The sequence below is a fragment of the Akkermansia biwaensis genome (genome assembly GCF_026072915.1).
Classification (GTDB): domain Bacteria; phylum Verrucomicrobiota; class Verrucomicrobiia; order Verrucomicrobiales; family Akkermansiaceae; genus Akkermansia; species Akkermansia biwaensis.
In genome coordinates this window covers 918,487-931,087 of record NZ_AP025943.1, presented here as the reverse complement: position 1 = coordinate 931,087, position 12,601 = coordinate 918,487, and the positions used below count along the sequence as shown (strand labels likewise).

The window sequence follows — 12,601 nt, the reverse complement described above, 5'->3', positions numbered from 1 at the left end:
TTAATGTGGAAACAGTCTAAAAGAAAGGAAGCCCCATGACCAGCACAAAACGCAGGACTCCTGCCATGCCGTAAAGGGGTGTCCTACAACAGCCATCCCTGGCCGTTGGCGGGCGGAGTGGCGCCCATCTTCAGATAGGCGGAAGGCATGGCGACGCGCCCCCTGGGCGTGCGGTTGATATAGCCCTGCATGATCAGGAAGGGTTCGTGCACGTCTTCCAGCGTGGAGGCGTCTTCTCCCACGGCCACGGCCAGGGAGGAAAGGCCCACGGGACCGCCGTTGAACTTGTAAATCATGGCCTCCAGCAGACGCTTGTCCATTTCGTCCAGGCCGTCGTCGTCAATCTCGATCATGGTCAGGGCGTCATGAGCTAGCTGCTCCGTGATGATGCCGTTGCCGCGCACCTGCGCGAAGTCCCGCACCCAGCGCAGCAGGGAATTGGCTACGCGGGGGGTGCCGCGGGAACGCAGGGCGATCTGGAGCGCGCCGGCCGGTTCCACGGGAACGTTCAGCAGACCGGCGGAACGTTCGATGATGGCGCACAAATCCTCCTGCGTGTAATAATCCAGCCTGTTTACCAACCCGAACCGGGAACGGAGAGGGCTGGTCAGCATGCCGGCGCGGGTGGTAGCCCCCACCAGGGTGAACTTGGGAAGATTCAACTGGATGGAACGGGCGTTCGGCCCCTGGTCGATGATAATATCCAGCCGGAAATCCTCCATGGCCGGGTACAGATACTCCTCAATGGCCGGATGAAGGCGGTGAATCTCATCGATAAACAAAATATCCCCCTTCTCCAGATTGGTCAGCACGCCGGCCAGGTCCCCCGCTTTCTCAATCTGGGGGCCGGAAGTCGTGTGAATCCGGCATCCGACGGCATTTGCGATAATATTGGCAAGCGTCGTCTTCCCCAGGCCGGGAGGGCCGCTCAACAGAATATGGTCCAGCACGTCGTCGCGCTGTCTGGCGGCCTCCACCATCAGCATCAGGCGTTCCTTGATTTTCTCCTGTCCGCGGAATTCGCTGAAAGCAGGAGGTCTCAGGGATAAATCAAAAGCGGAGGGGGGTGTCTCCGTGGTGCGTGTGTAAAAGGACTCTCCCATGCGCAGGACTAGCAAACCCGTCTTTCAGCCATCCGTCAAGATGGAAGTGTACGCGAGAAGCCCCTTTTCCGGGACATGCCGGAGGCGGCTGGCCTTTTTTGATTGCGGCGGGAATGCTGTTCCGTCAGAATCATGGGCAATGAAATGGCGTATATTACCTCTTCTGTTAATGATGAGCGGCGGCATCTTTGCCGCGGACGACGTGGAATCCCGTCCCTATCAAATCATCCCGGAACCGGCCAAAGTCAACACCTCCGCCGGCGTGTGTTCCTCTCCTAAAATCCTCAAACAGGCGGCTGACAAATCCCTGGGGCCGGAAGGATACAAGATCACGATCAAGCCGCAGGGCGTGGAAATTCAGGCGGGTGACCGCGCCGGCCTCTTCTATGCCAAAAACACGCTGGAACAGCTCCAGGCACAATACAAGGACGGCGGCATCCCCTGCGGCGTCATCGAAGACAAGCCCCGGTTTGGATGGCGCAGCATGATGATGGACACCGCCCGCCACTTTGTGCCGGTGGAGGATGTCAAAAAATTCATTGATGTGATGTCCTTTTACAAATTCAACAAGCTCCACTTCCACCTCACGGATGACCAGGGCTGGCGCCTCCCGGTGCCCGGGTACCCCAAGCTGGAAACCGTGGCCTCCAAGCGTAAGGAAACCTTTGGCAACAAAACACCCCACGAAGGCATGTACACTAAAGAACAGCTCAAGGAGCTGGTGAAATATGCCGCCGCCCGGAACATTGAAATCATCCCGGAAATAGACGTGCCCGGCCACAATCAGGCCCTCTGCACCGCCTATCCGGAATTCCTCTGCTTCCCGAACCCCAAGCTGGAAGTGCGTACGAATGCGGGCATCTCCTACACCCTGGTATGCCCCGGCAATCCGGATGTCTGGAAATTCTACAACGCCGTCTTCAATGAACTCAAGGACATCTTCCCGTCCCAATATGTGCATCTGGGCGGGGATGAAGCCCCGGAAGACAACTGGATGAAGTGCCCCAAATGCGCCGACTTCCGCGAAAAAGCCGGCATCCGGGATGAAAACAAGAAAGCCGCCGCTCAAAAGGAAATGGTGGAATTCTTCACCCGGTGCGCCAAAATGCTGAAAAGCCGCGGGAAAACGGCCGTCTTCTGGTATGAACCCATGGGCAAATATCCGGACGGAGTGATCGTCACCACGTGGAGAGGCGGCCACACGCCTAAAACGGTAGCCAATACCACGGGAGACAAGGTGGACGTCATCTGCGCGCCCAACGGCAAATGCTACTTTGACTATCCCCAGCTTCCCGGCGATTGGCCCTCAGGCCAGCCGGACACGGGCTGGATGCCCGTCAACAAGCTGGAAAACGTGTACTCCCTGGAACCGGGCCACGGCCTCTCTGCCAAAGAAATGGAACGCGTGCGCGGCGTAGACTGCTGCCTGTGGGCGGAACGCCTGCCGAACATTGAACGCGTCTTCTACCAGGCTTACCCGCGCGCCCTCGCTCTGGTGGAAACCGCGTGGTCCCCCAAGGAGGTGAAAAACCTGGACCGCTTCAAGGACAAACTGGAATTCCACAAAAAATTCATGCAGGAAAAATGGGGCATCAGCCTTGAACGTCCGGAAAAGAAATAAGGACTAAACGGCAAGAGTCCCTTCCTGAAAGATGTAAACGCCGAAAAAATAAGAAGAACGTTCTTTGCCCTTCTAAAGAAGAAGGCATCGGGCACGAAGGACTCGACCTTGTTCAATGACAGGCTTCTGTAAATAACAGAAGCCTGTTTTTATATGGTATGCATGGGGGGATCTCACCATCTCATTGTCAGAATTCCCTGGATACCTATGCGCTTTCATCCTTTTCCGATAACAGACGGAAACGCGGGAAGAGTTGGAGGAAAACAGGAAAACGCCTCCCAAGTGAAAAAAAGATTGCCAACCCTCTCTTCTACCGTTAAATTGCTCCCGCTTTCCTATCTAACACAATCTATCAACGGGCAGGTGTCAGAGTGGTCGAATGAGCACGCCTGGAAAGTGTGTGTACTGGCAACAGTACCGAGGGTTCGAATCCCTCCCTGTCCGCCATTTTATTCTTTTCGTAACCTTGCAAAGTCCTTGATTTTGCAAGGTTTTTTCATATCGTGATTGTACGGTATTCGACCCGATTGCATGAAAAAGGGGTACATATTAGGGTACACTTTTTCGATATGTACCCTAATGTACCCCATCGCAACTTTCAACTGATTTTTAAGACTATGGCTGGATTGAAAAAACGGAACAATACATGGTTCGCCTCCTATTACGTCAACGGCAAAAGAGTCATCAAAACGACCAAAATAGAGGTCTCCCCTTCGGCGATTCTCCCCGGGAAGACAAAAGTCAAAATGGAGGCCGAGCTCAAGCTGAATGCACAAATTATCGCCAATGAATTGGAGAAGGCAGCCAAAGGAGAAAAGGCAAACACCGAAATCGTCCATGCCGTAGCCGGATCTTCCAAGGCAAAGGCTCTGCTCAAAGGCAAAGCCCATATGCAGGGAGTGGATGATTTTTTGAAAGACTGGATGAAGTCCCGTACGGAAAAAGGGGCTGTTGACCGTGATGGAAAAGCTGTCCGACAATTCTTGTGCTATCTGGATGACCGCAAAACCCTTCCTCTGGATGCCGTTACTCCTCATCATGCAGAAGAATTCATGGTAAAAGAATTGGAGCGTGTATCCAGCGGAACAGTAAAGAGGTATCTTGAATCCTTGACGTGTGCCTTCAATAGCGCCGTCAGCAAAAGGATCATTACAGTCAATCCTTTCAAAGGAGTCATTCCTTCCAAAAGCTCTCGGAATGACAGGCAGGAACGAGATGCCTTTTCCGTAGAGGAAGTACAAAAAATGATTTCCGACTTTCCGAATGAATGGCCCGATATGATACAGGTCTGCCTGTATACGGGAGGGCAACGTTTGGGTGATATCGCCAAGCTGAAATGGGAGCAAATCGATTTGGAAGGAGGGCGAATCTCCATGACCTCGGAAAAGACAAAGAGAAGAATGAACAAGCCTGTTATTGAGCAATTGAAAGAAATTCTACAGAGACGGCACGAGAAAAAAATCAATGATTACGTCTTCCCTCTGGCGGCCATGCGCCACTCACAAGCAGGCAACTCAAGCAAGCTCTCATGGGACTTCACTGAGCTGTTACGCAAACATGGATTGATTGTCCGGCACGATCGGAAAACCCTAGGAAACAGAAGAACCCTTGCGGAAAAAAGTTTCCATAGTTTAAGAGCCACTGCCGTTACCATGCTGCGCTCCATGGGTGTGTCTCCGGATATGGCCCGTTATATTGTTGGTCATGATTCGGAGGACATCGAACGAGGCTATTACCGTCCACAGGAAGAAGCGGTAGCTGAATCCATAGCTCAACTAGGACAAGCCATATCGCCGCAATCCCCCTCCAAGCCTGCATAATTATTCCTCATTCAACTGCATAACATAATCCCCCTGAGTATCCGTGAGAACTCAGGGGGATTTTCATTTATCATGCAGTTTCCGTCAGACTATTCGACATTTTTCATAATATGCTTTCAATCAAATTGTTTTATGTCTCTTTCATGTCTCCATTCTGTGATTCTGTCGACAAATCGAATTCGAGCAATGACTTCACGGCTTCGATAGGAATGGCGACGCCCTTGTGTTTGGAGTTTCTTACCCGCTTTTCCGACAACCAACTCGCTTCGGGGTGATTTCTCAGCACGTCTCCCCAGCAGTTGGCCCAATCCGTACCCTGGAGTATATTGGATAGTTGCCTGTTTTGGGCGGAAATGAATAACATTTGTGAAGAGCCATTTCCTCCTTGAGGACGGTATACGCTGATGCCAATTCCATCCAGGAGCTTCTTTGCGTCTTGTCTTTCAGAAGCGAAATCAGCGTGAAGATTGCTTAAAATGGCTTGTCCTACCGTCTCCGAATTGCCGACGACGCGACTTTCAAGAATCTCACGCAAACAGCGTTCCGCATCAGTCTCCTGATTTTCGTCTAGAGATCCTGTATTCATCGCTGCCGTATAAGTGTCGATTTCCGGCTCGCTGATAATCCCTGCACGAGTCAGAGCATACGCCCCCGCCAGGATATTACCCAGCAGTTCCGCGCGTCTTCCGGCAAGTGCCGGATGTGCAGACAGCTTTTGCTGAATGAGGTTCGCATTGGTCTTCATCACAGACGCCAGCGACATCATTCGGGCAATCAACTTACCGGGAGAAATCCCCGCCAGTTTGTTAGCTGCATCATCTCTCTTCTCAAAGCTCTCCAGTCCTTTATTGGGCCTGATATGCAAGTTAATAAACCTTGATTTGTCAGCTGTGCGTTGCAGTGAATTTCCAATACTCAACAGTAAAAAAGACGAACGAGCTCGAAATTCGATAGGAATAGACTCCTTGCTTCCTATAATGGACGTTTCTCCATCAGTCGCCCTCCGGACCAGAGACATAATTTTTTCTACCTTCTGCCTGGAATACTTATCCTGGTTGGCCGCCTCCATTTCGTCCAACAGAACAAGCCGGGCCCCTGAACCGATTTTTTGCCTAATGCCGGCTTCCGAAGTTCCGCCAGTGAAGGAAAGGGAGTAATTCCCAAGGAGATCCTTCAACCTCGAAACCAGAAACGTTTTTCCCGTGCCGGCAGGAGCATTGATCCAAACATGAGCCCGGGTATCGATGAATCCTGCCGTGATGCCTTGTGCCAGAAAGCCGGATAAAAGCAAGCCTCCCATTTCTTCGCGCCAGGCGAAGGAATTCAGGTAATCAATAATGGCCTGTCCTTCTTCATCGCTCATCGGGATAGTTTCCGGATGTGGAAGGCTTTCGGAACGTTGGTAGATTGTTCCTTCCTCCCTAATATTGCTTGTCTCTATGATCTTTCCGCTTTCGATGGTAAAGCACCGATCTCCCGCATTGTAAATAATAGCATTCTTCTCTCTCCAGAATCCAACGCCACGAATTTTATCAGGAGAGTAGTGTTTACGCCCTTGTTGTCCAAAACAATAGCCGGCGGCATCAGTAACGGTCCATTTCTCTCCCAACTTCTCTGCCCACCATGCTTCGGAAGCCAAAGTGATCAGGTTCAACTTACTGTGTTCGCCCGGTTTCAACTCAATTCGGCTGTCACTCATTCGGGAATAGTACACATATTTGTCACCGCTCTTCCCTAGGCAGATGAAAGGCATTTCTGCCTCCTTGAAATCAAGAGTTTGCTGATCCCGATTTTGTTCAAGTCCTTTTAATAAAGGGCTGATAGCTTCATGGAATTCACGCTTACAATCATCCTCATGCATGGCAAACCTCCTTTACTACAGGAGTTGAAAAAGAGTTAAGAGCGGAGAGAATGGATTGATACAAAGCTAGGTTTCCCTCGGAAGCCAATAAAGAACGAGCGTCTTTGTAAGGGCTTGGAGGAGTCCAATCCACAACAATGCAGCCGATATCCGCAAGAGTTTGCCGAATCTCTTTTGCGGCTTTCCGTCCGGCAGGATCGGAATCAAGCCCGAGGATGACGATCTTCCCTTTGAAGAATCCTGCCCACTCTCGTTTAAAACTCTGAGCGCCGGGAATAGCTACGGCGAAAGGAACCAATTCCGCACTTCCCGCATGCGGGACATTTCCAAATACGGAAGAATCTTCGGGTATAAGACAGCCAAATACCTGATTGATAGCCAGAGCATCGGATTCTCCTTCACAGATAAGAACGATCTTTCGCTGCTCTGCGAATTCCATCCCCCAAGGTTGATAAGCTTTTCCGGCTACCCACATGAAACGCGAGCTCTCAGCGTTCATTGTGCCGCAAGATGTCCATTTGCCTTCTTTCAAATAGAGCTTGGGGTTGGGATGGTTGATTCTGCAACGCAGTTTGGCTCCCGTATACGTGATGTCCCCATCACTTCCCCTGGCCGTATAAAGATACAGCAAGCGTCCGTCTTCCGTCGCTCCAAGAAGACCTCGCAAACTAGGATGGGAAACGGTAATGGCAGAGAGCATCAATTCTTCATTCAAGTTCAGTTCGGAACTTAAAAGGGAACGCAGGGGGATATCCTCTTCCAGCCGTTTGCGGCAAATTTCCAATTCCATCACATTAGCAGGTTCAAGAAACACAGGAGATTCTGGACGGTGCATCAAACCTTTTTGAAGAATAGACATTGCGCCTGCTCTTTTACGGCTTGAGGAGGAATAGCTTCTTTTGCTCATCTTGCCATCCAGAGAGATATTCAATACCTCCGCCACATGTTCCAAGACATCCGGAAATTGCGCTTTGATATCAAGCTGCTTAAGCTCTGCGGCCAGAGTAAAAATATCCCCGCCTTTGTCACATGCCCAGCAACGCCATAATCCTACTCCGTCACATTCGTTGACATGCAGTTTGAGGCGCCGATGTTCTCCAAATGGACAACGGAAGAGCTTCACCCTTCCGATGTCCTTGTGGGTTCCCAACATGCACGCACAGTACTCCAGAAGGAATTTCGGTTGTTTTAATTCTTCGGTATTCATGGTTTACTGTTTGTTAAGGTTCCCCGAAATAGACACCATATAGGAATCAAGTTCCGCAACATGGTACTTTTGGACTCCATTGTTTGGACGTATCATCTGAACCTTGCCTGCACTTACGGCTTCCGCCAGTATCCTGCAAATCGTAGACTTGCTCGTATCGTAGCGTTTGGCGAGAGTTGCCTGACTGGCCCAGACTACAGAACCGGAGTCAGTCGGTAGTTTGGCAAGGGAGTCAAGACGCTCACGGATGGCATTTAGTGCCGTATAAACGTCTTCAGCTGTGAATAGGGGTGTATTAATTTGTTTCATAACAATTATATTGTTAATGTTATGCTTGAGTCAGCTGCCTCAATCCCCTATAATAAGTTCCTACTAAAGAGATCATCATTGAGTGATTCAGGCCTGCCTCGGAATTTGGATTTCCGGGGCAGTTGCTTTTTCAAGCGGGTTGCTTGGAAAGTCCTCTTTGTTGGTCCGTCTGGATCTTGGAACAAAGAAGAACCTCTTTCCGGCAATCAATGAACCACAGATGATGAAAATAATGTACCTGCCATTTCCTCTGTAAGTTGTATGGAGGTGATGAATGTTTATAGCAAATGACTTACAATATTATTTAATCCGTGCTTTTTCCAACCATGAAAATCCCCACCGTTCAAGAAACCGGCTTCTGTTGCGAGATCGTTGATCTTTTTCTGCCTTGTTGTATGTACTCAAGTCCTTCGCAATCCGTCCCAGTGTAGTTTCCGTATACTGGGAGTTTCCATATCTCCTGACGAAGATATCTCCAACCTCTTTTTGTGTAGGAATCCTCTGATGCTCCATTACAAATTCTTTCATGATCTCCTTCAACGCTTCCCATTCAGTATCATCTGATTGTTCTCTCAAGACATCAATACTCATTTGATCTATCAATTTTCCCCATACGGCAATCTGAGCAAAGTTTTCAGAGTCTCTGGATTCTTTGAATTTTTGAGCGAACTCAGTCCCGGCATGGTGACTCTTTTCCAAAAATTCAATTTGCAGTCTTAATTGAGCCATGATTCCTTGTTGATATGCCATCCATCCCTTTTCAAGTAATGATGGATCGTTCATCAAATAAGAAAAATGTTGTTTCAAAAACCTTAACTTCCAAACAATCTTTCGATTATCCGGATAACGGCGTTCAGCGTCCTTCAAGCATCCCCACAATAATCGGAGTGATTTTTGACCTGAATGAGTATTTAATATGTTTAGTTCAACAGAAGACCATTCTACATGCTTAATATCAGAATTTATGACTTTCTGTAGCTGTATTTCTTTTTGAATTTCCTCAGCCTTGAAATGCCATAACGCAGCTGCAAAATCAGGGTTTAGCCTTTTTCCTTGGAGAATACCTTGTTTTTGCAACGATCTATTGCCTTTGGTAGGAACACTGTGCTTTTTACAAAATGCCAAAATGCTTGTTTTAATGTCATGTCGGACATGTATAGATTTTTCCTTCCCGTCATAGATGATGTAGCCATCCTGCAAGTCGTCAGAGCAAAAGAGTCTATACTCAGTCTGAATTTCCGGAAGACATTTTGAGAGAACACAATTCAGTAGTAACTGGTGTTCTTTCCAAAAAGCAGTCCAGTCCCATGAAACTAATTTTCGGGCTTCAATAGGTTTTTCCTCAGCTGACATGGTCTGTCAGCATACACCCACGAATCCCCGGGATACAAGAGACAAATCCCCGCCTAAAGTTTTCCAAACAACTTTGGATATTTCTTCCGCATCTCTTCGTGATATCCTCTGTCAATGATCCTCGCACGGAGACTTTTAATGGCTTTCTCCCTCTGCTCGTTATCGGGATTCACCTCCAGATAACATTCCAGGTCGTTACTGAGACGACGGCCATCCTGAAGGATCGTCGTGTTGTAATAGGACAGAGGTTCCGTCACCTCCTCAAAAACATAATCCGCCTGCTCCGGAAGGTGCGTTTCTTCAAAAGGAAAAGCCGACATCAACAATCCAGTATTGTTTACTCGGAACACTAAAGGGCCGAGTTCTTTGAAATCCTGTGTATAATGAAGGGAGGAAAGAGGAGAGTGGCACCACCGAATATCAGAGCTATTCAGAAAATCACTTATCTGCTGAATACCAATATCCCGTGGCTTCATTACATAAAGACGTTTGACAACTTTCCTGCGCTTATGATTCCTCTTCAAAGAGGCCAGCAGAGAATCTGCGTCCCGCAGGCAAATGATACGTCCTCTGCGGCAGATAATAGAGTCTTCTTCCATGGTCTTGAGAGCCTTATTCACTTGTGATAATGAAATCTGGCCGGATTTTTTCAGGATGGAATTGCATATGTGCTTCTGACTGGGGAGGAAATTGCAGTTCAACAATGTCTCCGCGACCTGAATAGCCACGCCCGTATAGGGATTCTTCATGGCAACCGGCAAAGGCTTGAACTGATTTCTGAATCCGTTTCTCATCATGAAAAATCCTTTCCATAAAAGAACTCCGTTTCCGCAAAAGTCGACGCCACATAAATTGTGTTGCTCCAGGGTTTCCAAATTTTGTGTCGAAAGATAGGGAGTAATGAGCAGTGGTCGGGGAGAAGAAAAGGCGGCCTCCAAACTGTCGGATGAAAGACAATTCTTTTGTTTGAGTTCTTCCAGCACCTTCAGAAATTTCTTGGCAGTCAGTCGCTCTGCCTCAACAATAGTGAAATTGCGTGTTGTGCCAGGTGCAGAAGGGCTTTTGCCAGTCAGTTCGAATCTAGCCTGATCAGAGTGAGGATCTATCTCATTATCAAAAAGAGGGGACTGAGTTTTAAAAACCATACGTCCCCCCAGAAAGGAACGGTGTGATTGAAGAAATGTTAACTTACGATTCATGTCAGCAATTATAAAACATGCTGCCGTAAGAACAATATCTCAAATAAACGTAATTCTTTTGTAATCAATCATGAAAATCACTTTCGTAAGATTATTCTCGCGATGAAATGCATCCCTTTTCTTTCTCCTCGTCAGCCAATCTTTTTTTCCTTATTCCGCAAGGCAAAGGACATATCAGTCTTTATAGCAACAGACATGATGAAACGTGAAAATTCATGGAATTTGTCTATGATGAAACGATCTGGAATATTGTCATACAAACTTTCACAGGCGCTCAATTTCTTCCCTGCTGTGTGATTCAGTCAAAACCAGCCCGGTTGAGTGCAAAAATCCTGGAATTACAGGAGGAAACTCATGAAAATTTCTTCTAAAACGCATCCATTTCAATAGATGTATACTTATAAAGCATTCATCAAGAATGCGTAATTGATCACTCTATTCGAAATTTCATGATTCTGAGATTTTATTTTCTTATCCTACGGAGTCATCCTCCCAAGTCCGCTCCAATTCTCAAACTCTTAATCAGTATTATTTTCCATATTTTTTCCTCCGAAGACGATAAGCACCTTCTTGATTTCGACAAAGGTGTAATACAGTAATATGGCTTCAGGAATCCCTATGGCATAGGATAGCCATAAGGGTTGAGCGGGGATGAATGCAGAAAGACCATCAATAATGAAGGCAATCACGTATCCGAGAGCATATCTGGGATGAAAAACAATATTTTTCATATTCAGGTGGTTTGCCATTTTTTGAGCGCGTTCCAGTAGCCCGGGCCATGCGGTAAACGCCCAATAAAAATTGAAGAGAGGAATAAAGAGAAAGCCAACTGCTTTTTCAGGTGAAGGTATGGGTTCTCTCGAAGGAATCAGGCAACTGAGAGGCTGAATATATTTCCATGCTTCATACAGTTTCATGAGGACGTAAATCATCAGCCCCAGAAATAACAGTAGGCCTACTACACTCATCGTGTCGTTACCCTTGATTTCTGCCTGGGTCATGAAATGAGACGCTGTGACATAGGCCATCACAAACCAGCCCAATCCCTTTTTGGCTTTTTTATCTACTTCCTCTACATCAAAACTATGATTATTTACAGGGGGCGGAGGGAATGAAGAGTTTTCTCTGAAATCGGGTTCATCAGTATTTTTGATTAGATGATGAATAGGTTCCCAATTGTCCATACCTTCCGTCCAAAAATAATCTGAAGGTTGGGCCTTCCCCTGTCGCAGCATATCTCGAAGAGTTGAGATGTCGAAAGGGCCAGTTTGAGTGCCGTCTTGAGCCAAAAGGCGATATTTTTTCTCTTCCTGGTGCGAAGAATTCGGCGAACGCCTTGCCTCCAGAACAAGATGGATAGGGCTCCACGAGGAAAGGCCATTCTGTGAGACCAATTCGTCCTTGTCGAGACGTCCGGCTTTCAACATGCTGCGGAGCTGCTCTTCATCATAAGGGCCTTCATGCTTTCCTTGCTTGTTGTAAATGTAATAGGACATGATTGTTAATTGTTTGAATTTAGTAATATCTCCTTTGCCTCAAAGCATCCTTTATGGTTTCAGCTTGGGGATTGCCATACACTCTTCCCTGTCCGCCGCAGTTGGGACAGACGGAACGGAATCCATTGGAATATAAAATACCGGTACCGTCACATTGCAGGCATGGTAAGGCCTGTTGAGGTACTGCCTGGCGTTGCGCTTGGGTCGCCATGCCTGCTCCTATCAACATTCCTATGGCAGCCGCTTCATCATTGGACATGGATGGGGAATAAGACGACTGAGGGAATGAAGATGAATATCCACGATCATAATAAGGTTGTCGGCTTGGTTCATTGCCTGCCAAAAGGATAATGAAAAGAAGCGCGACAAAACCAATGCCAGCTCCTATGATTATTTTCATTTTTTTAGTCAGGTTGAAACCTGAAGGCGGATTTACCTGATGATTGCGCCAGCTGCTCTGAGAATGAATATCATCAAGAACTTTGTATAGAGGCATCCATTGATTCATTCCCTCACACCAAACGAGAGCCGCTCCAGGAATTTCCTTTCTTTCCATCATGGATACAATTTGGGCAGGAGAATATGGACCGTCCGGTTGTCTCCCGGCCCGGTAGATGTAATAGGCTTTCATA

General features: G+C 47.8%; 10 protein-coding genes and 1 tRNA gene. 3 read left to right on the top strand and 8 right to left on the bottom strand.

The features are described 5' to 3' along the window. Positions 1-83: 83 nt before the first annotated feature. Complete coding sequence (gene ruvB / locus OQH67_RS03795; protein WP_215434466.1) at positions 84-1,103, bottom strand: Holliday junction branch migration DNA helicase RuvB; 1,020 nt, start codon at positions 1,101-1,103, stop codon at positions 84-86. A gap of 139 nt (positions 1,104-1,242) precedes the next feature. Here ruvB and OQH67_RS03790 point away from each other — a divergent pair, with 139 nt between their 5' ends. From OQH67_RS03790 to OQH67_RS03780, 3 genes are all read left to right on the top strand, one after another. Continuing rightward, positions 1,243-2,724: a beta-N-acetylhexosaminidase gene (locus tag OQH67_RS03790; protein ID WP_215458842.1), complete on the top strand. Its 1,482-nt coding sequence runs from the start codon at positions 1,243-1,245 to the stop codon at positions 2,722-2,724. Between the two features lie 357 nt (positions 2,725-3,081). Further along, positions 3,082-3,171: transfer RNA gene (locus OQH67_RS03785), tRNA-Ser, on the top strand. A gap of 170 nt (positions 3,172-3,341) precedes the next feature. Beyond that, entirely contained in the window at positions 3,342-4,544 is a 1,203-nt protein-coding gene (locus OQH67_RS03780; RefSeq protein ID WP_215434472.1) for a tyrosine-type recombinase/integrase, read from the top strand. Between the two features lie 130 nt (positions 4,545-4,674). Here the strand turns inward: OQH67_RS03780 and OQH67_RS03775 are convergent, their stop codons facing one another. The 7 genes from OQH67_RS03775 to OQH67_RS03745 all read right to left on the bottom strand — a co-directional run bounded on the left by OQH67_RS03775 (position 4,675) and on the right by OQH67_RS03745 (position 12,600). Next, the gene (locus OQH67_RS03775) at positions 4,675-6,405 is read right to left on the bottom strand and encodes a hypothetical protein (protein WP_215434475.1); all 1,731 of its coding nucleotides are present in this window, start codon (positions 6,403-6,405) and stop codon (positions 4,675-4,677) included. Next, positions 6,398-7,612, bottom strand: coding sequence for a toprim domain-containing protein (locus OQH67_RS03770; protein ID WP_215434478.1), 1,215 nt, complete (start codon positions 7,610-7,612; stop codon positions 6,398-6,400). The genes OQH67_RS03775 and OQH67_RS03770 overlap by 8 nt, the downstream gene beginning before the upstream one ends. A gap of 3 nt (positions 7,613-7,615) precedes the next feature. Next, positions 7,616-7,921, bottom strand: coding sequence for a helix-turn-helix domain-containing protein (locus OQH67_RS03765; protein WP_215434480.1), 306 nt, complete (start codon positions 7,919-7,921; stop codon positions 7,616-7,618). A gap of 300 nt (positions 7,922-8,221) precedes the next feature. Continuing rightward, entirely contained in the window at positions 8,222-9,274 is a 1,053-nt protein-coding gene (locus tag OQH67_RS03760) for a hypothetical protein (RefSeq protein WP_215434482.1), read from the bottom strand. A gap of 53 nt (positions 9,275-9,327) precedes the next feature. Further along, positions 9,328-10,473 (bottom strand): hypothetical protein, encoded by a 1,146-nt coding sequence (locus tag OQH67_RS03755; RefSeq protein ID WP_215434485.1) that lies wholly within the window; start codon positions 10,471-10,473, stop codon positions 9,328-9,330. 518 nt (positions 10,474-10,991) lie between these two features. Further along, positions 10,992-11,969, bottom strand: a complete 978-nt coding sequence (locus OQH67_RS03750) for a DUF4339 domain-containing protein (protein WP_215434488.1) — start codon at positions 11,967-11,969, stop codon at positions 10,992-10,994. Between the two features lie 19 nt (positions 11,970-11,988). After that, positions 11,989-12,600 (bottom strand): DUF4339 domain-containing protein, encoded by a 612-nt coding sequence (locus OQH67_RS03745; protein ID WP_215434500.1) that lies wholly within the window; start codon positions 12,598-12,600, stop codon positions 11,989-11,991. Position 12,601: the final 1 nt, after the last annotated feature.